Origin of the sequence: Shinella sp. WSC3-e (genome assembly GCF_945994535.1) — a bacterium.
GTDB lineage: Bacteria > Pseudomonadota > Alphaproteobacteria > Rhizobiales > Rhizobiaceae > Shinella > Shinella yambaruensis.
In genome coordinates, this window is sequence record NZ_OZ000535.1 from 282,687 (window position 1) to 302,495 (window position 19,809).

Consider the following 19,809-nt stretch of genomic DNA (forward strand, 5'->3'; position numbering starts at 1 on the left):
GATGGCGCAGATAAAAATCCAGAACGTCCGCAAGGAGTTCGGCGCCTTCACCGCGGTGCGCTCCTCCTCCTTCACCATCGAGGACGGCGAGTTCTTCATGCTGCTCGGCCCCTCCGGCTGCGGCAAGACGACGACGCTGCGCATGATGGCCGGCCTCGAACTGCCGACCTCGGGCGAGATCTTCATCGACGGCGAGGAGGTCGGCATGAAGCCGGCCAGCCAGCGCGACATCGCCTTCGTCTTCCAGATGTTCGCGCTCTACCCGCACATGAACGTGCGCAAGAACATCTCCTATCCGCTGGTCAGCCAGGGCATGAAGCGCGAGGAGGTGAAGACGCGCGTCGCGGAGGTCGCCCGCATCCTCAGGATCGAGCATATCCTCGACAAGCCGGTCGGCGGGCTTTCGGGCGGCGACCGCCAGCGCGTGGCGCTCGGCAGGGCCATCGTGCGCCGGCCGAAGGCCTTCTTCATGGACGAGCCGCTCGGCGCGCTCGACGCGGAATTCCGCGAGCACATGGCGGAAGAACTGCGCGCGCTGCACGACCGCATGGGCGCGACCACCGTCTATGTCACGCACGACCAGCTCGAAGCCATGCAGATGGGCGACAAGATCGTCGTCATGAACCATGGCGTCGTGGAACAGTTCGGCCGCCCGCAGCAGATCTACGACTGGCCGGCGACGAAATTCGTCGCCCAGTTCATCGGCTCGCCGTCGATGAATTTCCTGGAGTTCGAAGGCATGATCGGCATCGGCGGCAGCAGCGTCGATCTCGGCGGCGTCACGGTCAACGTGCCCGCCGCGCGCGAAGGCCGCGACGGCCGCCTGACGCTCGGCGTCCGGCCGGAACATGTGAAGTTCCGCGACGATGCCGCCTATCGCGGCCGTGTCAGCGCCGTCGAATATCTCGGCACGACGCAGATCGTCACCCTTTCGACGGAACACGGCGAGGTGAAAGCCCGCATCTCCTCGGCGCAGCTGGTGCGAGAGGAGGAGCTTGTCGGCCTCGATTTCGACGCGCGGACCCTCTCGCTCTTCGATGCGGAAAGCGGCAAGGCCCTCCTCTCGGAAGGCAATGAAGGAGTGCTCGGACATGGCTGAGGTCGTGCTTGAAAACGTCACGAAACGCTTCGGCGGCACCGTCGCGCTCGACAACGTCTCGCTGACGGTGCCGGACGGCTCCTTCGTCGTGCTGCTCGGCCCGACAGGCGCGGGCAAGACGACGGTGCTGCGCATGGTCTCCGGCCTCGATGCGCCCGACGGCGGCGAGGTCTTCATCGGCGGCCGGCCGATGAAGGGCCTGTCGCCGGCCGAGCGCAATGTCGCCATGGTCTTCCAGCAATATTCGCTCTATCCGCACCTCACCGTCCGCCAGAATCTGGAGTTCCCCCTGAAATCCCCGCTCCTGAAGACGCCGAAGGCGGCGATCGACCGGAAGGTCCAGGAGGTCGCGGAGGTGCTGCAGATCGCCCACAAGCTGGAGAACAAGGCGACGGCGCTTTCGGGCGGCGAGATGCAACGCGTCTCCATCGGCCGCGCGCTGGTGCGCAATCCCGAGATCTTCCTGATGGACGAGCCGCTGAGCTCGCTCGACGCGAAGCTCCGGGCGGACCTGCGCATCGAATTGAAGCGCATCCAGGCGAAATCCGGCGCGACACTGCTCTACGTCACCCACGACCAGATCGAGGCGATGACCATGGCGACCCATGTCGGCGTGCTCAATGAGGGCAAACTGGTGCAGTTCGGCTCGCCGCGCGAAGTCTACGAGGAGCCCGTCAGCGTCTATGCCGCGACCCGCCTCGGCCAGCCGCGCATCAACGTGCTGCCGGCCGACCTCTTCGCCGGCGCGCCGGCGGGGGCGAAAAGCATCGGCCTTCGCCCCGAGCACATCGCGCAAGGGGAGGGGGAGGAGGCGCTGGTCAAGCGCGTCGAGCATCTCGGCGACCAGACGCGCCTGCACCTTTCCTTCAAGCGGCACGACCTCATCACCGTCACCGACGCCCACACGCCGCTGAAGGGCGGCGAGACCATCCGCATCCAACCGTCGCGGCCGCTCTATTTCGACGCGGCCGGCATGCGTTTAGCTTAGGGAGAACAACAACCATGGCGCAATTCATCAACAAGCGCGAAGACGTCGTCACCGAGGCGATCGACGGAGTGCTCGCCCTTTCGGGCGGCGCGCTGACCCGGCTCGACGGCTATCCGCATATCCGCGTCGTCAAGCGCAGCGACTGGGACAAGTCGAAGGTGGCGCTCGTCTCCGGCGGCGGCTCCGGCCATGAGCCCGCCCATGTCGGCTTCGTCGGCAAGGGCATGCTGACCGCCGCCGTGTGCGGCGACGTCTTCGCCTCGCCGAGTGTCGATGCCGTGCTCGCCGGCATCCTCGCGGTGACCGGTCCTGCCGGATGTCTCCTCATCGTCAAGAACTATACCGGCGACCGCCTCAATTTCGGCCTCGCCGCCGAGCGGGCGCGTGCCTTCGGCCTCAATGTCTCGATGGTCATCGTCGGTGACGACATCGCCCTGCCCGACCTGCCGCAGGCCCGCGGCGTCGCCGGAACGCTCTTCGTGCACAAGATCGCCGGCGCGCTCGCCGAACGGGGCGCCGACCTCGACACGGTCACGGCGGCCGCCAGGAACGTCATCGCCGGCACGCGCTCCATCGGCATGTCGCTCGACACCTGCCGCGTGCCCGGCTCGCCGAAGGAGGACCGCATTCCCGAGGGCAAGGCCGAGCTCGGCCTCGGCATCCATGGCGAGGCGGGCGTCGAGCAAATTGACTTCGCCGGCGCGCGCGCCTCGGTCGCCACCATGGTCGAGCGGCTCGCCGCCGTCATGGGCGAGGGACCGCATGTCGCGCTGATCAACAATCTCGGCGGCGCGTCCGTCTTGGAAATGTCGGTGCTCGCCCATGACCTGCTCGGCTCCTCGGTCGGCGCACGGATCACCCATGCCATCGGCCCCGCGCCGCTGATGACCTCGCTCGACATGCAGGGCCTTTCCATCTCCGTCTTCCCCGCCGACGCGGCCGAGCTGGAGCTCCTGAAAACCCCCGTGCCGATCGCCGCCTGGCCCGGCGTCTCGGAAGTCCGGCCGATCGCGGTCGCGGCCCTGCCGGACGGCCTGACGCCGATCACGCCGATGCCCTCGAACCACGAGGCGACCCGTGCCTTCGTCATCAACTGCTGCAACGTGCTGATCGCCGCCGAACAGGACCTCAACGCGCTCGATGCCAAATCCGGCGACGGCGACACCGGCTCGACGCTGGCGGGCGCCGCCCGCGCGCTGATCAACGCCATCGACCGCCTGCCGCTCTCCGACCACACGCAGCTCCTGCGCGCCATCGGCCAGGAGCTGAGCCAGACGATGGGCGGCTCCTCCGGCGTGCTGCTCGCCATCTTCTTCGCCGCCGCCGGCGACGGCGCCTCCAGCGGCCTGCCGATGCGCGAGGCCCTGCGCGCCGGGCTCGCCCGTATGCAGGAGATCGGCGGCGCCAGCATCGGCGACCGCACCATGGTGGACGCCCTCTCCCCCGCCCTCGAAGCGCTCGGTGAGAGCGTGGCGGCAGCCGCCGGCGCGGCGCGCGAGGGCGCGAACTTCACCGCGACGCTGACGCGCGCGAAGGCGGGGCGGGCGGCCTATATCAACGCGAAGCAGCTTGAGGGGCATGTCGATCCCGGCGCGGAGGCGGTCGCCCGGCTGTTCGAGCATCTGGCGGCTTGAGGGGCGTCGAAAAAATCAAGGCTGGGGCGGCGATGGTGCCGCTCCGGCCTTTTCGTTTGCGGTGAAGACCCCCTCTGCCTGCCGGCATCTCCCCTTGAGGGCAGGCGAGTTGCATATGGAATGAGGCGACGCGTCTTGCCCCTTCTCCCCCGCGGGGAGAAGGTCGCGGCAGCGGGATGAGGGGGTGGCGCAGATGTCGGACGGTGTGCAAGCCCCCTCATCCGGCCCTTCGGGCCACCTTCTCCCCGCGGGGGAGAAGGGGAAAGCAGCAGCGTGCTGCCATATGCAATTCGCCTGCCCTTGTGGGCAGGGGCCTTCCGCTTTACACCGCCTGCGTCTCTCCCTCCATCGTCGACTTGCCATGCTGCACCAAAGGACGGTTGCCCGCCAAACGCCGCAGCAGCACGTAGAAGACCGGCGTCATGAAGATGCCGAAGAAGGTGACGCCGATCATGCCGGAGAAGACGGCAAGGCCCATGGCGGCGCGCATTTCCGCGCCCGCGCCGGTGGACAGGACCAGCGGCACGACGCCCATGATGAAGGCCATCGAGGTCATCAGGATCGGGCGCAGGCGCAGGCGGCTCGCCTCGATCGCGGCCTTGATCGGCGTCCTGCCCTCGAATTCCAGCTCGCGCGCGAATTCGACGATCAGGATGGCGTTCTTCGCCGACAGGCCCACCAGCACCACGAGGCCGATCTGGGTGAAGACGTTGTTGTCGCCGCCCGTGTACCAGACCCCGGCGAGCGCGGCGAGCACGCCCATCGGCACGATCAGGATGATGGCGATCGGCAGCGTCAGGCTTTCATATTGCGCGGCGAGCACCAGGTAGACCAGGAGCAGCGCCAGCGGGAAGACGACGATGCTCGAATTGCCGGCGAGGATCTGCTGGTAGGTGAGGTCCGTCCACTCGAAGTCGATGCCGGGGGGCAGCGTCTCGGCCGCGATCTTCTCGACGGCTTCCTGCGCCTGGCCGGAGGAGAAGCCGGGGGCCGGGCCGCCGTTGATGTCGGCGGCGAGGAAGCCGTTGTAGCGCGTGGTGCGCTCCGGCCCGGTCGTCGCGTCCACCTTGAGGAGGGCGGCGAGCGGGATCATCTCGCCCGTCTGCGAGCGCACTTTCAGCTGGCCGATATCCTCCGGCTTGGCGCGGAAGGCGGAGTCCGCCTGGACGCGCACGGAGTAGGTGCGGCCGAACGCGTTGAAGTCGTTGACGTAGAGCGAGCCGAGATAGATCTGCAGCGTCTCGAACACGTCGGTCACGCGCACGCCGAGCTGCTGGGCCTTGGAGCGGTCGAGGTCGGCGTAGAGCTGCGGCACGTTGATCTGGAAGCTGGAGAACAGGCCCGCCAGCTCCGGCGTCTGGTAGGCTTTCGCCAGGAACGCCTGCGTCGCCTCGTTGAGCGGCCCGTAGCCGAGGCCGGCGCGGTCCTCGATCTGCAGCTTGAAGCCGCCCGTCGTGCCGAGGCCGTTGACCGGCGGGGGCGGGAACATGGCGATGAAGGCATCCTGGATGGCGCCGAACTTCTGGTTCAGCTGCATGGCGATCGCCCCGCCGGAAAGCTCCGGCGTCGTGCGCTCCTCGAAGGGGGCGAGCGAGGCGAAGACGATGCCGGAATTCGAGCCGATGGTGAAGCCGTTGATCGACAGGCCCGGGAAGGCGATGGCGTGCTCGACGCCCGGCTGCTCCAGCGCGATCTCGCTCATCTTCTTGATGACCTCTTCCGTGCGGTCGAGCGTCGCGCCGTCCGGAAGCTGGGCGAAGCCGATGAGGTACTGCTTGTCCTGCGCCGGCACGAAGCCGCCCGGCACGGCGTTGAACACCGCATAGGTCGCGCCGACCAGGGCGAGATAGACCGCCATCACCAGGGACTTGCGCGTGACGAGCCCGCCGACGCTGCGGCCGTAGCCGTTGCCGGCGGCGCTGAAGGCGCGGTTGAAGCCGCGGAAGAACCAGCCGAACAGGCCGTCCATCACGCGCGTCAGCCAATCCTTCGGCGCATGGTGATCCTTCAGGAGAAGGGCGGCGAGCGCCGGGGAGAGCGTCAGCGAGTTGATGGCGGAGATGACCGTCGAGATCGCGATGGTCAGCGCGAACTGGCGGTAGAACTGGCCGGAGAGGCCGCTGATGAAGGCGAGCGGCACGAAGACGGCGACGAGCACCAGCGCGATGGCGATGATCGGGCCGGAGACCTCGCGCATGGCCCGGTAGGTCGCTTCGCGCGGCGAAAGGCCGTTCTCGATGTTGCGCTCGACGTTCTCGACGACGACGATCGCATCGTCCACCACGATGCCGATGGCGAGCACCAGGCCGAAGAGCGTCAGCGCGTTCACCGAGAAGCCGAAGGCATACATCACGGCGAAGGTGCCGATGATGGAGACCGGGACGGCGAGCAGCGGGATGATCGAGGCGCGCCAAGTCTGGAGGAAGATGATGACGACGAGCACGACGAGCGCCACGGCCTCGAGCAGCGTGTCGACGACCTTGTCGATCGAGGCGCGCACGAATTCCGTCGTGTCGTAGACGATCTCGTATTTCACGCCCTCGGGCATGGCGATCTGGAGCTGGTCCATCGTGGCGCGGACGTTGTCGGCGATCTCGATGGCGTTGGAGCCCGGCGCCTGGAGCACGGCGACGGCGACGGCCGGCTCGCCGTCGAGCAGCGAGCGCAGCGAATAGTCGGCCGCGCCCATCTCGATGCGGGCAACGTCGCGCAGGCGGGTGATCTGGCCCTCCGCGCCGGTCTTGACGATGATGTTGCCGAATTCCTCCGGCGTGCGCAGGCGCCCCTGCGCATTGACGTTGAGCTGGAGGTTGACGTCGTTGGCGGTGGGCGAGGCGCCGATGATGCCGGCGGCGGCCTGCACGTTCTGCTCGCGGATGGCGTTGGAAATGTCGCTGGCGGCGAGCGCATGCTCCGCCGCCTTCTGCGGATCGATCCAGACACGCATCGCATAGTCGCCCGCGCCGAACACCTGGACCTGGCCGACGCCCTCGATGCGGGCGAGGCGGTCCTTGATGTTCAGCGTGGCGTAGTTGCGCAGATAGGTGATGTCGTAGCGGTCGGTCTTCGAGACGAGGTTCACCACCATGATGAAGTCCGGCGAGCTCTTGACCGTGGTGACGCCGAGCGCGCGCACTTCGGCCGGCAGGCGGGGTTCGGCCTGCGACACGCGGTTCTGCACGAGCTGCTGGGCTTTGTCCGGATCGGTGCCGAGCTTGAAGGTGACCGTCAGCGTCAGGACGCCGTCGGAGGTCGCCTGGCTGTTCATGTAGAGCATGTCCTCGACGCCGTTGATCTGCTCTTCGAGCGGTGTCGCGACGGTTTCGGAAATGACGACCGGGTTTGCGCCGGGATAGGTGGCGCGCACGACGATCGAGGGCGGCACGACCTCCGGATATTCGGAGATCGGCAGGGCGCGCATGCCGATCAGGCCGGCGACGACGATGAGGATCGACAGCACCCCGGCGAAGACCGGGCGATCGATGAAGAAACGGGAGATGTTCATGGCAATACCCCTCTCCAGGGACGAACGGGCCCATCCGGCGGGCGATGCGCCGCCGGCGGGTATGGGATTGTTGGTATTGGCGGCCTCTAATCTTGGCCGTTTGCCGTAGCACCCCCCTCTGGCCTGCCGGCCATCTCCCCCTCAAGGGGGGAGATCGGATGGAGCAGCCTCTCGCCCATCTCCGACGTCGCGGATTGAGCGGGGTTCTTGCCTCCTGCCAATCTCCCCCCTTGAGGGGGAGATGGCCGGCAGGCCAGAGGGGGGTGTCACGGCACCGTTGGAATATGCTTATGAGACGCCGCGGCTGCGGCGGCCCGTCTACTTCGCCGAGGCGACGTTCTCCTGCACCTGCGGCTCGACGACGACGCCGGGGCGGATGCGCTGCAGACCGTTGACGACGATGCGGTCGCCGCCGGAAAGGCCGCTTTCCACGACACGCTCGTTGCCGGACAGGCTGCCGAGCACGACCGGCCGGTAGGCGACCTTGTTGTCCTTGTCGACGACGAAGACGAACTTCTTGTCCTGGTCGGTGCCGATCGCCTTTTCGCTGACGAGGATCTTGCTCTCGGCCTTCGGCTCGCCCATGCGGATGCGCACGAACTGGCCGGGGATCAGCCTGCCGCCGGGATTGTCGAAGACGGCGCGCACGGTGATCGTGCCGCTCGCCGCGTCCACCTCGTTGCCGATGAGCTGGAGCTTGCCGCGGATCGGCGTGCCCTCGTCGGCGAGCGTGCCCACCTCGACCGGGATCTGGTCGATCGGCGGCAGCGCGTCCGTGGAGGCCGGCAGGGCGGCAAGGGCTCTCGCGACCGTCTCCTCGCTGACATTGAAGCCGGCATAGATCGGGTCGACCGAGACGAGCGTCGTCAGCGCCGGCGAGGTCGAGCCGGCGGCGACGAGGTTGCCGGTGGTGATCTCCACCTTGCCGACGCGGCCGGAAACCGGCGCGCGCACTTCCGTATAGCCGAGCTCCAGCTTGGCGGCGTGCAGCGTGGCCTCTGCCGTCTTCAGCGCGGCGCGGGCCTCGGCCAGCGCGTTCAGGCGCGTGTCCACCTCGCTTTGCGAGATGCTGTTGCTCCTGGCGAGGCGCTGGCCGCGCTCAAGCTCGGTCGTGGCGAGCTTGACCCGGGCCTCGGCCGAGGCGTACTGGCCTTCCGCCTGCGTCACCGCGGTCCTGAAGGGCTCCTGGTCGATGGTGAAGAGCAGGTCGCCCGCCTTCACCAGCGCGCCTTCGCGAAAGTTCACCGCCTCGATGGCGCCGGCGACGCGCGAGCGGATCTGCACACGGTCGATCGCCTCCAGGCGGCCGGAAAATTCCTGCCAGGTCACCACGTCGCGGTTTTCCACGACCGCGACCGTCACCGGAACGGCGGGCACTTCCGCCGTCACGGTGGCTTCGGCCTGGGCGACATTGCCCGGCAGTTGGAAATAGAGGGCTGCGGCGGAAAAGGACACAGCCAGTCCCAGGCCGGCGCCCGTCAGGGCCCAGCGTTTGCGCTTCGACGTCATTTCTCGTTCTCCTTGCGGCCCCCTGGGCCGCGGGTTCAAATTAAATTAGTGAATGCTTATATCCTGAACAAAACCCGAAAACTGGCGGCCGACCTCCTCTTGCCAGGGGGAGGGCCGGTTGGGAGACCAGCCGGGGGTTTCGCCTTCGCTCCCGCCGTAAATCTCCGGCCAGCCTGCTCCGGCGGGAAGCACATGCTGGCGAACCTTCACGCCCGCCGCCCTGAGGCAGTCGGCGTAACCGAGGGCTTCGTCGCGCAGCGGATCGTCCTCTGCCGACATGACGAGGGCGGGTGCGACGCCTGCAAGCCGCGAACAGAGGCAGGGCGCCGCATAGGGATGGCAGACGCCGCCGCTGAGATAGTGGCTCCAGCCGTCCGCCCAGCGCTGGCGCATGCCGAGCGCCTCGGACTCGCGAAAGGAGGCGGTGCCCATGAAGGGATCGAGCAGCGGCGAGAACAGCACCTGGCCGTCCAGCTCGTTGGCGAAATGGTCGCGGGCCTTCAGCGCGACGCCGGCGGCGATGTTGCCGCCGGCCTCCTCGCCGCCGATGATGAGCGGCGACTTGCGGTCGCCGAGGCCGGCGCGCTTCTTGGCGAGATAGGAAAACATCGAAAAGCCGACTTCGAGCGGCTTGGGAAAGACACCGCCGCCCGGCGCGCCATAATCCAGCACCGCGACGATGGCGCCCGTGGAGGCGATGGCCTCGGCGACGGGGGAGGGGCGAAGGCCCTCTTCCAGGAACGCGCCGCCATGGAAGTAGAGGAGGATCGGCGCGCCCTTGGCGAACTCCGCTCCCTGATAGACGCGCGCGGACACGGGGCCGATGGCCACCTTGTCGAACGTCATATCCTTGATCTCTACCGACATTGCCGTGTCCTCGGACCCCCTGGAATTAGGATGGGGCCTCACCATTTATATCGTGCCTGATCTCTGCGATATAAGTGCGCTAAAATTGACTTCACTATCCAGATTTTCGAACAATAGCAGCTTCCAACGTGGGAATGTTCCATGGATCAGCTTTCCGCAATGCGTGCCTTCCTCCGCGTGGTGGAGACCGGCAACTTCACCCGGGCCTCCGCTGCGCTCGGCATGCCCAAGGCGACGGTGAGCAATCTCATCCAGAACCTCGAGACCCACCTCCAGACCAAGCTGCTCAACCGCACGACGCGCCGGGTCGTGGTGACGACGGACGGGGCGCTCTATTACGAACGGGCGATCCAGATCGTCGCGGAGATCGACGAACTGGACGGCAGCCTTTCCCATTCCCATGCAAGCCCGCGCGGGCGCCTGCGCGTCGAGATGGCGGGGGCCTTCGCCGACCTGCTGGTCATCCCGCGGCTCGGCGATTTCCACAGGAAGTACCCCGACATCCATATCGACCTCGGCGTCGGCGACCGGATGGTGGATTACCTGGCGGAGAATGTCGACTGCGCGCTGCGCGGCGGGGCGCCGGGCGACCAGTCGCTGATCGCCCGGCGCGTCGCCGAGATCGACGTCGTGACCTGCGCCGCCCCTGCCTATCTCGAGGCGTTCGGGGCGCCGGACCATCCGCTGGACCTCGGCGGGGAGCACCATTGCGTCAACTATTTCCTGGCGCAGGCCAATCGCATCATGCCCTTCGCTTTCGAGAAGGATGGCGAGAAGGTCGAGGTCAACGGCCGCTACATCGTCTCGGTCAACGACGCGCGCAGCTATCTTGCCGCGGCGCTCTCCGGCCTGGGCGTCGCGCCGCTGCCGCGGTTCATGGCGACGGAGGCGCTGGCGAGCGGTGCGCTCGTGCCGGTGCTGCCGGGCTGGCGCTGCGAGCCGATCCCGCTCTATATCGTCTATCCGCCGAACCGGCACCTCTCCAACAAGGTCCGCGTCTTCGTCGACTGGCTGGTGCGGCTTCTCGCCGACGCCGAGCTCGGCGCGCCGGCAAGGGCTGCGGGGCGGATGAAGGGGTGATCCTGCGGGCTTGAAGCAGGCTTGTGGTGCGCGGGGACTACCCCCCTCTGCCCTGCCGGGCATCTCCCCCTCAAGGCAGGCGAGTTGCATATGGAATGAGACGACGCGTCTTGCCCCTTCTCCCCCGCGGGGAGAAGGTCGCGGCAGCGGGATGAGGGGGCGGCGCAGACGTCAGACGGTGTGCAAGCCCCCTCATCCGACCCTTCGGGCCACCTTCTCCCCGCGGGGGAGAAGGGGAAAGCAGCAGCGTGCTGCAGTTCGCCTGCCCTCAAGGGGGAGATTGGATGGAGAAACGTTTTGCCCCTCACCAGCGTTGCGGTTTGAGCAAGTTTTCGCATCTTGCCGATCTTCCCCCTTGAGGGGGAGATGCCCGGCAGGGCAGAGGGGGGTGTAGCCGTAGCCCGCCGCCGCTCTCCCGCAACGCCTCAGTGCTGGTCGAGCACCCGTGTCAGGGCGAGGGCGGCGATGGTGCAGATGGCGCCGGAGATCAGGTAGCCGCCGATGAAGACGATGCCGAAGCTGGTGGCAAGGCCGAGCGCCACGAGGGGCGCGAAGCCCGCGCCGACGAGCCAGGCGAGGTCCGAGGTCAGCGCCGCGCCGGTGTAGCGGTAATGCTGCGTGAAGCGCGAGGAGACGGCGCCGGACGACTGGCCGAAGGTGAGGCCGAGGATGAAGAAGCCGATCAGGATATAGGCATCCTGCCCCTTGCCGCCGGCATCCAGCAGGAAGGGCGCGGAGAAGGAGAAGATCGCGATGAGGATGGCGCCGGCCATAAGCTGGTTGCGCCGGCCGATCCGGTCGGCGATGACGCCCGACAGCACGATGCCGACCGCGCCGACGGCCGCGCCCGCCACCTGCACCCAGAGGAATTCCTGCACCGACTGGCCGCCGGTGAGCGTGATCCAGGACAGCGGGAAGATGGTGACGAGATGGAACATGGCGAAGCTTGCGAGCGGCACGAAGGCGCCGAGCACCACGTCCATGGCGTGCTTGCTCAGCATTTCGAAGACCGGCCGGGCCTGCAGCTCCTGCGCCTCCATGGCCGCGCCGAACTCCTTGCTGGCGACGATGCGCAGGCGCGCGAAGAGCGCCACCACATTGATGGCGAAGGCGACGAAGAACGGATAGCGCCAGCCCCAGGCGAGGAAATCCGCTTCGGACAGGCTGGTGACGAAATAGGCGAAGAGGACGCTGGCGAGCGCGAAGCCGATGGGCGCCCCGAGCTGCGGGATCATGGCGTACCAGCCGCGGCGGTTCTCCGGCGCGCTGAGGTTGAGCAGCGAGGCAAGCCCGTCCCAGGCGCCGCCGAGCGCAAAACCCTGGCCCAGCCGGAAGAGCGCGAGCAGCGCGACGGCCCAGTAGCCGATCGTCTCGTAGCCCGGCAGGAAGGCGATGGAGGCGGTCGAGCCGCCGAGGATGACCAGCGCCACCGTCAGCTTGGTGCCGCGGCCGTAGTTGCGGTCGATCCACATGAAGACGAAGGAGCCGACCGGGCGGGCGAGGAAGGCGAGCGGGAAGAGCGCGAAGGACATCAGCGTCGCGGCGACCGCGCTGCCGGCGAAGGGGAAGATCAGCTTCGGGAAGACCAGGATGGAGCCGAGGCCGTAGACGAAGAAATCGAAGAATTCGGAGGTGCGCCCGATCACCACGCCGATGGCGACGCTGCCGGGCGAAAGCGGCTTGTCGTCCGCATGCATGCGGCGGGCGTCCCGCTCGAGGCCCGAGGACGAAGGGTTAGCGACCGAACTCATGAATTTCTCCGAGCGATGTGCGCCATGTCGTTAGAGTGTTGACTATTCGGCGTCCAATATCAAGAATTAGGCGAAACGTGCGCGCTGCGGCAGGGTTGCGTCCGAACCTTCGACCCGACGCAGCGGGTGTGCGAGACCCGCGACGATTATTGCGCTAGATCAATTTTGCGGCGGCGGACAGCCCAAAAGTTTCTACCGCACTGCGACAGAATGCTGCGCTGCGACGAAGCACCTCACTTCCAAGCGCGACGATGCCCGCTTATTGCCGACTAGACAGAACGCAAGTTGAGGCCGCAATGCCGAAGCCATTCAGTTTAGCCCGAGTCTCGATCCTCCCCCTGATGCTGGTCCTGCTTTCCGGATGCAACATGGTCGTCATGTCGCCTTCCGGGGACATCGCCACGCAGCAACGGGACCTGATCGTCATCTCCACCATCCTCATGCTGGTCATCATCATCCCGGTGATCGCCATGACGCTCTATTTTGCCTGGCATTACCGCCAGTCGAACACGGCGGCGAAATATGATCCGGAGTGGCACCACTCGACGGGCCTGGAAGTCGCCATCTGGTCGGCCCCGCTCGCCATCATCATCGCGCTCGGCGCGATCACCTGGGTCAGCACCCACAAGCTCGATCCGTACCGGCCGCTGGAACGGCTCGACGCGGCGCGGCCGGTGACGGAGGAGATGAAGCCGATCACCGTCGAGGTGGTGGCGCTCGATTGGAAATGGCTGTTCTTCTACCCGGACTACGGCATCGCCACGGTCAACGAGATGGCCGCCCCCGTCGACGTGCCGATCAACTTCAAGCTCACGGCCTCCTCCGTGATGAACTCCTTCTACGTGCCGGCGCTCGCCGGCATGATCTATACCATGCCCGGCATGGAGACGAAGCTGCACGCCGTCATCAACAGGCAGGGCGAATACGAGGGCCTGTCGTCCAACTACAGCGGTGACGGCTTCTCGCACATGCGCTTCAAGTTCCACGGGCTCGACCAGGCCGGTTTCGACGCCTGGATCGCGCGGGTGAAGCAGAACGGCACGGCGCTCAACCGCGACGCCTACCTGAAGCTCGAAAAGCCGAGCGCGAAGGAGCCCGTGCGCTACTATGCCACCGTCGACGACGGGCTCTACGAGGCCGTGCTCAACATGTGCGTGCGCGAAGGCCAGATGTGCATGAAAGACATGATGCATATCGACATGACGGGCGGGGCGGGCAAGGAGAGCCACGAAAACAAGGCGAAACTCGAGCACGACAACCGCCATGCGAAGGACGAGGCGCCCGCCGCCACCTTCCCCGAGACCGGCAATCCCGCGCGCAGCGAGGAACCGGCCGAGGGCGTGGAGGAGAACCCGGCCACGATGAACCACGACGCGCACCAGTCGCACTAGCTTTCATTGCGCCCGCCGGCCGCGGCGGGCGCGCAAGGCCCTCGAATGCACCGGGCCGCCTACGAAACGATATTGGACGATCCCATGTTCGGCGACATCAGCCTCACGCAATTCCTCTTCGGACGGCTTACCTGGGAGGCAATCCCCTACCACGAGCCCATCCTCGTCGTGACCTTCGCGGTCGTTGCGCTGGGCGGCATCGCGCTTCTCGGCCTGATCACCAAATTCAAGCTCTGGGGCTATCTCTGGCACGAATGGTTCACATCCGTCGATCACAAGAAGATCGGCATCATGTACATCATCCTCGCCATCATCATGCTGCTGCGCGGCTTCGCCGACGCCATCATGATGCGCATCCAGCAGGCGATCGCCTTCGGCGGCAACGAGGGCTACCTCAACCCGCACCACTACGACCAGATCTTCACCGCGCACGGCGTGATCATGATCTTCTTCGTGGCGATGCCCTTCGTCACCGGCTTCATGAACTATGTCGTTCCGCTGCAGATCGGCGCGCGCGACGTCTCCTTCCCCTTCCTCAACAACTTCTCCTTCTGGATGACGACGGGCGGGGCGGTCATCATCATGATGTCGCTGTTCGTCGGCGAGTTCGCCCGCACCGGCTGGCTCGCCTATCCGCCGCTCTCGGGCGCGGACTACAGTCCCGGCGTCGGCGTCGATTATTACATCTGGGGGCTGCAGGTCGCCGGCGTCGGCACGACGCTGTCGGGCATCAACCTCATCGCGACCATCGTGAAGATGCGCGCGCCGGGCATGACCTTCATGAAGATGCCGGTCTTCACCTGGACGTCGCTGTGCACCAACATCCTGATCGTCGCGACCTTCCCGATCCTGACGGCCACGCTCGCCCTCCTGTCGCTCGACCGCTATGTCGGCACGAACTTCTTCACGAACGATCTCGGCGGCAACCCGATGATGTACATCAACCTCATCTGGATCTGGGGCCATCCGGAGGTCTACATCCTCGTTCTGCCGGCCTTCGGCATCTTCTCCGAGGTCGTTGCCACCTTCTGCGGCAAGCGGCTCTTCGGCTACACCTCCATGGTCTACGCGACCTGCGTGATCATGATCCTCTCCTACATCGTCTGGCTGCACCACTTCTTCACCATGGGCTCGGGCGCCTCGGTGAACGCCTTCTTCGGCATCACGACGATGATCATCTCGATCCCGACGGGCGCGAAGATGTTCAACTGGCTGTTCACCATGTATCGCGGCCGCATCCGCTACGAGGTGCCCATGCTGTGGACGGTCGGCTTCATGGTGACCTTCGTCATCGGCGGCATGACGGGCGTGATGCTCGCCATCCCGCCGGCCGATTTCGTGCTGCACAATTCGCTCTTCCTCATCGCCCATTTCCACAATGTCATCATCGGCGGCGTGCTGTTCGGGCTGATGGCCGGCGTCGTCTACTGGTTCCCCAAGGCCTTCGGCTACAAGCTCGATCCCTTCTGGGGCAAGATGAGCTTCTGGTTCTGGCAGATCGGCTTCTTCTTCGCCTTCATGCCGCTCTACGTGCTCGGCCTCATGGGCGTCACCCGCCGCGTCAGCCAGTTCGAGGACCCGTCCCTGCAGATCTGGTTCGTCATCGCCGCCTTCGGCGCGGCGCTGATCGCGCTCGGCATCGCCTCCTTCGTCATCCAGCTCGTCGTCAGCTTCTTCAAGCGCGACGAGCTGCGCGTCACCTCCGGCGATCCCTGGGACGGGCGCACGCTGGAATGGTCGACCTCCTCGCCGCCGCCGGACTACAACTTCGCCTTCACCCCCGTCGTGCACGACCATGACAGCTGGTACGACATGAAGAGCCGCGGCTACGAGCGCCCGCTGGAAGGCTTCAAGCCGATCCACATGCCGAAGAACACCGGCACGGGCGTCGTCCTGTCGGCCATCAGCGTCGTGCTCGCCTTCGCGCTGATCTGGTACATCTGGTGGCTGGCGGCGCTCTCCTTCATCGCGCTCGTCGCGGTGTCGATCGCCCACACCTTCAACTACGACCGCGACTTCTTCATCCCCGCCGAGACCGTGACGGCGACCGAGGACGCGCGCACGAAACTGCTTGCGGAACGGACCTGAGCCCATGAGCGCGACCCAAGTCCACGATACCGGCGAAAAGCCGACCTTCTACCTGACGGAAGACCATCATCCGGAAAACAGCACCATGCTGGGTTTCTGGCTCTACCTGATGAGCGACTGCCTGATCTTCGCCGTGCTCTTCGCAACGCATGGCGTGCTCGGCCGCAACTATGCGGCAGGGCCGTCGCCGGCCGATCTCTTTGACCTGTCGCTCGTCGCCATCAACACGGCGATGCTGCTCCTCTCCTCCATCACCTACGGCTTCGCGATGCTCCAGATGGAGCGCAACGCCAAGATGGAGACGCTCGTCTGGCTCGGCATCACCGGCGTCTTCGGCGCGGCCTTCCTGGCGCTGGAGCTCTACGAGTTCTACCACCTGATCCATGAGGGCGCCGGGCCGACGCGCTCGGCCTTCCTGTCGTCCTTCTTCACGCTGGTCGGTACGCACGGCCTGCACGTCACCTTCGGCATCATCTGGCTGGTCACGCTGATGGTGCAGGTCAGGAAGCACGGCCTCACCCATGAAAACCGCCGCCGGCTGATGTGCCTTTCCATGTTCTGGCACTTCCTCGACGTCATCTGGATCGGCGTCTTCTCCTTCGTCTATCTCCTGGGAGTCCTCGGATGAGCGCCCACCCCGCCCACGAAAACGCCGCCGAGGCCCACCACGCCCATAGCCATGGCCACGATGCCGGCCACGGCTCGTTCAGGGGCTACATGATCGGCTTCGTGCTCTCGATCGTCCTGACGGCCATTCCCTTCTGGCTGGTCATGGGCGACGTCATCGACAGCAAGCTCTTCACCGCCGTGCTGGTCATGGGCATCGGCGTGGTGCAGATCGTCGTGCACATGGTCTACTTCCTGCACATGAACCCGCGTTCGGAAGGCGGCTGGACGCTGATGGCGCTGATCTTCACCCTCATCATCGTCGGCATCGCCATTGCCGGCTCGCTCTGGGTCATGCATCACCTCAACACGAACATGATGCCGATGACCCACGAGATGATGAAGACCATGCCCTGACCGGGGTGACGGGAATGAGCGCGGCGGTGATCACCCCCCTCTGCCCTGCAGAGCAGCATGGAAGATGGATGAAACGGTGCCCCATCCCCTTCTCCCCGACGGGGAGAAGGTGCCGGCAGGCGGATGAGGGGGTGCCAAAGGTAAACGCATCGAGAGACTCTATCCGCATCACCCCCTCATCCGACCCTTCGGGCCACCTTCTCCCCGCGGGGGAGAAGGGGAGGAGCGGCAACGTCGCATTCCCCATCCATTTTCCCCCCTCTTGGGAGAGATGCCCGGCAGGGCAGAAGGGGGCGGCCTAGCCCATGTCCGAGCCCTCCGCCCGCGCCCGGCGCCTCCTCACCGGTTTCCTCCTTGTCCTCGTCGCCGTCTTCCTCGCGCTCGGCACCTGGCAGGTGCAGCGCCTGTTCTGGAAGCTCGACCTCATCGCCCGTGTCGAAAGCCGCGTCCACGCCGACGCCGTGCCGGCTCCCGCCCGTGCCGAATGGCCGGCCGTCAGCCGGGAGAAGGACGAGTACCGCCGCGTCACCGCCACCGGCCTCTTCCGGCACGACAAGACGGTTTTGGTGCAGGCCGTGACGGAGCGCGGCGCCGGTTTCTGGGTGCTGACGCCGCTCCTGCTGCCGGATGAGACGGCCGTGCTGGTCAACCGCGGCTTCGTGCCGGCGGACCGGCGCGATCCGGCCGCGCGCGTGGCAAGCGAACTGGCCGCCGGTCCCGTCACGGTGACGGGGCTGCTGCGCCTCAGCGAACCCGGCGGCGCGTTCCTGCGCGCCAACGATCCGGCCGCCGACCGCTGGTTCTCCCGCGATGTCGCTGCGATTACCGCCGCGAAGGGCCTTTCCGGCGCGGCGCCCTATTTCATCGATGCGGATGCGACGCCCAATCCCGGCGGCCTGCCGGTCGGCGGGCTGACGGTCGTCGCCTTCCGCAACAGCCACCTCGTCTACGCGCTCACCTGGTATGCGCTGGCGGCGATGAGCGCGGCCGGCGCCTGGGCCGTCCATCGCCGAAGGCTCGGCTGACGCTCAGTCCAGGCTTTTCGCCAGGATGCGGGCGAGGGCGGCGACCTCCCTTTCCAGGCGCTCCGGCGTGATCCCCACGAAACGGCCTTCCAGGCTGACGGCGATGACGCCGTGCACGGCGGAGAAGAAGGTGCGGGCGCGGATGGCGATGTCCTCGGCGGTCGCACCCGGCATGCGGCCGGCGAGCGGCCCGGCGATGAGGCCGATCAGGAAGGCATGTTCGGCAAGGTGCCAGTCCGGCACGGGCACGCCCTCCGGCATGCGGTGCTCGAAGAGGGCGGCCCAGAGGTTCTTCTCGGCCTGCGCGAAGCCGAGATAGGCAAGCGAGAGACTGAGGAAGGTCTGCTCGACGGTGGCGTCCGGCGGGATCGCGCGTTCCAGCGCCGCCTCCAGCCGCTTCAGCGTGCCGGAGTTCACGGCGAGGATCAGCCCGTCGAGATCGTCGAACACCGTATAGAGCCCGCCGAGCGCCGCGCCCGCCCGTTCGGCGATGTCGCGGGCGCGCAGGCCCTTCAGGCCCTGGTCGCGGATCAGTTGCGTCCCGGCCGTGACCAGCCGCGTGCGCAAGTCCTCCTTCTTCGCCTGCCGCTTCGCCGCCATCGATCCCGTTCTCCTATTTTTGAACGTTGTTCATTTTCTATATTGAACATCGTTCATTTTTATGCGACAAGATTATTGAACATTGTTCATACAGGGAGAGAGAAAAATGTTCAAACAGATCCTGACATTGGTGCGCGGCCGCGCGCACGAGGCGGAGGAAGCCTTCGGCGACCGCCATGCCCTTCCCGTCCTTGCCCAGCAGATCCGCGACGCGGCCCGCGGCGTCGAGGCGGCGCGCCGGGCGGTGGCCGTCGCCATCGCGCAGAACCGGTTGGAGGCGGAGAACGCCGAACGCCTCGCCGCCCGCATAAAGGATCTCGAAGCCCGCGCCATCGCCGCGCTCGAGAAGGGCCGCGAGGACCTTGCCATCGAAGCCGCCGGCTCGATCGCCCGCCTGGAGACCGAATTGCAGAATGCCCGCCAGGTCGAGGCCGAATTTTCCGGCGGCATCGACCGTCTGAGACAGGCGGTGCGGCAGAGCGAGATGCGGCTTTCGGCGCTGCGCCGCGGCGAGCGGCTCGCCTTGGCGCGCGACCGCACCCGCCGCCTCGCCCACGACGCGCCGGGTGAAAACACGCTTGCCGATGCCGAGGCGACGCTTGCCCGGCTGGAGCGGCGCCAGCGCGAGGCGGAACTGACCGCCGAGGCCCTCGGCACGCTGGAGACCGGCCCGGACCCGGCCGCGCTCGCCGAAAAGCTCGCCGCCGCCGGCTGCGGCCGCCCGCTGGTGACAAGCGCCGACGAAGTGCTCCAGCGCCTGCGCAGCCGCATGAACGCCCACTGACAAACGGAAGGGACCACTGCCATGAACGACAGCCTGATGAAACATTCGCCCGCCTGGACGACCTTTTCCTATGCCAGCTTCGGCCTTGCCGCCTTCATGCTGGCGCTCGGCCTCTATCTCATGCCGCTCGATCTCTGGGGCAAGGGCTATCTCGCCATGGGCATCCTGATGCTGGTGCAGACGACGGTGAACGTCACGAAAACCCTGCGCGACAACCAGGAAGCCGAGAAGCTGCTGCGCCGCATCGACGACGCCAAGACGGAAAAGCTGCTGCTCGGCATCAAGAGCGACGAGGCTTGACCGGAAAATCGGCCCTGCCGCCCGATCGATGAACGAAGCGGCAAGGCTTTTTCCCTAGAGCAGTTCCAGCAAAAGCGCGCAGCGGTTTGCGTCCGGAATTGCGTAAGACAAACAGACAGGGCGTTTTCGCGAAAGCGGAAATGCGCGAGAAATCCCGCAGGATGG

The 19,809-nt window shown here is 66.4% G+C and carries 16 protein-coding genes; 11 read left to right on the forward strand and 5 right to left on the reverse strand.

All coding sequences use genetic code 11. The annotated features are described in order from the left end of the window. Position 1: 1 nt before the first annotated feature. The 3 genes from AABF56_RS33650 to AABF56_RS33660 are packed head-to-tail and all read left to right on the forward strand — an operon-like array spanning position 2 to position 3,721. Positions 2–1,099, forward strand: coding sequence for an ABC transporter ATP-binding protein (locus AABF56_RS33650; protein WP_272808973.1), 1,098 nt, complete (start codon positions 2–4; stop codon positions 1,097–1,099). Continuing rightward, a complete protein-coding gene (locus AABF56_RS33655; RefSeq protein ID WP_244768950.1) occupies positions 1,092–2,087 on the forward strand; it encodes an ABC transporter ATP-binding protein in 996 nt (331 codons plus the stop codon). Before AABF56_RS33650 ends, AABF56_RS33655 begins: the two co-directional genes overlap by 8 nt. 14 nt (positions 2,088–2,101) lie before the next feature. After that, positions 2,102–3,721, forward strand: a complete 1,620-nt coding sequence (locus tag AABF56_RS33660) for a dihydroxyacetone kinase subunit DhaK (RefSeq protein ID WP_244768951.1) — start codon at positions 2,102–2,104, stop codon at positions 3,719–3,721. 322 nt (positions 3,722–4,043) lie between these two features. Here AABF56_RS33660 and AABF56_RS33665 read toward each other — a convergent pair whose 3' ends face one another. From AABF56_RS33665 to AABF56_RS33675, 3 genes are all read right to left on the reverse strand, one after another. Next, complete coding sequence (locus AABF56_RS33665) at positions 4,044–7,226, reverse strand: efflux RND transporter permease subunit (RefSeq protein WP_244768952.1); 3,183 nt, start codon at positions 7,224–7,226, stop codon at positions 4,044–4,046. 318 nt (positions 7,227–7,544) lie between these two features. Beyond that, positions 7,545–8,735, reverse strand: a complete 1,191-nt coding sequence (locus tag AABF56_RS33670; protein WP_272808974.1) for an efflux RND transporter periplasmic adaptor subunit — start codon at positions 8,733–8,735, stop codon at positions 7,545–7,547. 45 nt (positions 8,736–8,780) lie between these two features. After that, complete coding sequence (locus tag AABF56_RS33675) at positions 8,781–9,602, reverse strand: alpha/beta hydrolase fold domain-containing protein (RefSeq protein ID WP_244768954.1); 822 nt, start codon at positions 9,600–9,602, stop codon at positions 8,781–8,783. 141 nt (positions 9,603–9,743) lie between these two features. On the opposite strand from AABF56_RS33675, the gene AABF56_RS33680 reads away from it, so the two are divergent. Beyond that, positions 9,744–10,682, forward strand: a complete 939-nt coding sequence (locus tag AABF56_RS33680) for a LysR family transcriptional regulator (RefSeq protein ID WP_272808975.1) — start codon at positions 9,744–9,746, stop codon at positions 10,680–10,682. Positions 10,683–11,107: 425 nt separating this feature from the next. Here AABF56_RS33680 and AABF56_RS33685 read toward each other — a convergent pair whose 3' ends face one another. Then, complete coding sequence (locus AABF56_RS33685) at positions 11,108–12,433, reverse strand: MFS transporter (RefSeq protein WP_272808976.1); 1,326 nt, start codon at positions 12,431–12,433, stop codon at positions 11,108–11,110. A 296-nt stretch (positions 12,434–12,729) separates the two neighbouring features. Here AABF56_RS33685 and cyoA point away from each other — a divergent pair, with 296 nt between their 5' ends. From cyoA to AABF56_RS33710, 5 genes are all read left to right on the forward strand, one after another. After that, positions 12,730–13,824 (forward strand): ubiquinol oxidase subunit II, encoded by a 1,095-nt coding sequence (gene cyoA, locus AABF56_RS33690; protein ID WP_244768957.1) that lies wholly within the window; start codon positions 12,730–12,732, stop codon positions 13,822–13,824. 84 nt (positions 13,825–13,908) lie between these two features. Beyond that, on the forward strand, positions 13,909–15,912 hold the full coding sequence (gene cyoB / locus AABF56_RS33695; protein WP_272808977.1) for a cytochrome o ubiquinol oxidase subunit I: 2,004 nt from the start codon (positions 13,909–13,911) through the stop codon (positions 15,910–15,912). A gap of 4 nt (positions 15,913–15,916) precedes the next feature. Then, positions 15,917–16,540: a cytochrome o ubiquinol oxidase subunit III gene (cyoC, locus tag AABF56_RS33700; RefSeq protein WP_244768959.1), complete on the forward strand. Its 624-nt coding sequence runs from the start codon at positions 15,917–15,919 to the stop codon at positions 16,538–16,540. After that, on the forward strand, positions 16,537–16,935 hold the full coding sequence (gene cyoD / locus AABF56_RS33705; protein ID WP_244768960.1) for a cytochrome o ubiquinol oxidase subunit IV: 399 nt from the start codon (positions 16,537–16,539) through the stop codon (positions 16,933–16,935). Before cyoC ends, cyoD begins: the two co-directional genes overlap by 4 nt. Positions 16,936–17,240: 305 nt before the next feature. Further along, the gene (locus tag AABF56_RS33710) at positions 17,241–17,960 is read left to right on the forward strand and encodes an SURF1 family protein (protein WP_272808978.1); all 720 of its coding nucleotides are present in this window, start codon (positions 17,241–17,243) and stop codon (positions 17,958–17,960) included. A gap of 3 nt (positions 17,961–17,963) precedes the next feature. On the opposite strand, the gene AABF56_RS33715 is transcribed toward AABF56_RS33710, so the two are convergent. Continuing rightward, positions 17,964–18,560, reverse strand: coding sequence for a TetR/AcrR family transcriptional regulator (locus AABF56_RS33715; RefSeq protein WP_272808979.1), 597 nt, complete (start codon positions 18,558–18,560; stop codon positions 17,964–17,966). A 106-nt stretch (positions 18,561–18,666) separates the two neighbouring features. Between AABF56_RS33715 and AABF56_RS33720 the strand changes: the two genes are divergently transcribed. After that, a complete protein-coding gene (locus AABF56_RS33720; protein ID WP_272808980.1) occupies positions 18,667–19,344 on the forward strand; it encodes a PspA/IM30 family protein in 678 nt (225 codons plus the stop codon). Between the two features lie 21 nt (positions 19,345–19,365). Next, positions 19,366–19,644 carry a YiaA/YiaB family inner membrane protein gene (locus AABF56_RS33725; RefSeq protein ID WP_244768964.1) on the forward strand — a complete coding sequence of 93 codons (279 nt, stop codon included), beginning with the start codon at positions 19,366–19,368 and terminating at the stop codon, positions 19,642–19,644. Positions 19,645–19,809 lie beyond the last annotated feature (165 nt).

Coding starts and splice junctions, on each gene's coding strand:
- cyoB (WP_272808977.1), top strand. CDS start 13,909: ATGTTCGGCGACATCAGCCTCACGCAATTCCTCTTCGGACGGCTTACC.
- AABF56_RS33650 (WP_272808973.1), top strand. CDS start 2: ATGGCGCAGATAAAAATCCAGAACGTCCGCAAGGAGTTCGGCGCCTTC.
- AABF56_RS33655 (WP_244768950.1), top strand. CDS start 1,092: ATGGCTGAGGTCGTGCTTGAAAACGTCACGAAACGCTTCGGCGGCACC.
- AABF56_RS33685 (WP_272808976.1), bottom strand. CDS start 12,433: ATGAGTTCGGTCGCTAACCCTTCGTCCTCGGGCCTCGAGCGGGACGCC.
- AABF56_RS33715 (WP_272808979.1), bottom strand. CDS start 18,560: ATGGCGGCGAAGCGGCAGGCGAAGAAGGAGGACTTGCGCACGCGGCTG.
- AABF56_RS33725 (WP_244768964.1), top strand. CDS start 19,366: ATGAACGACAGCCTGATGAAACATTCGCCCGCCTGGACGACCTTTTCC.
- AABF56_RS33660 (WP_244768951.1), top strand. CDS start 2,102: ATGGCGCAATTCATCAACAAGCGCGAAGACGTCGTCACCGAGGCGATC.
- AABF56_RS33680 (WP_272808975.1), top strand. CDS start 9,744: ATGGATCAGCTTTCCGCAATGCGTGCCTTCCTCCGCGTGGTGGAGACC.
- AABF56_RS33720 (WP_272808980.1), top strand. CDS start 18,667: ATGTTCAAACAGATCCTGACATTGGTGCGCGGCCGCGCGCACGAGGCG.
- AABF56_RS33670 (WP_272808974.1), bottom strand. CDS start 8,735: ATGACGTCGAAGCGCAAACGCTGGGCCCTGACGGGCGCCGGCCTGGGA.
- cyoD (WP_244768960.1), top strand. CDS start 16,537: ATGAGCGCCCACCCCGCCCACGAAAACGCCGCCGAGGCCCACCACGCC.
- AABF56_RS33665 (WP_244768952.1), bottom strand. CDS start 7,226: ATGAACATCTCCCGTTTCTTCATCGATCGCCCGGTCTTCGCCGGGGTG.
- cyoC (WP_244768959.1), top strand. CDS start 15,917: ATGAGCGCGACCCAAGTCCACGATACCGGCGAAAAGCCGACCTTCTAC.
- AABF56_RS33675 (WP_244768954.1), bottom strand. CDS start 9,602: ATGTCGGTAGAGATCAAGGATATGACGTTCGACAAGGTGGCCATCGGC.
- cyoA (WP_244768957.1), top strand. CDS start 12,730: ATGCCGAAGCCATTCAGTTTAGCCCGAGTCTCGATCCTCCCCCTGATG.
- AABF56_RS33710 (WP_272808978.1), top strand. CDS start 17,241: ATGTCCGAGCCCTCCGCCCGCGCCCGGCGCCTCCTCACCGGTTTCCTC.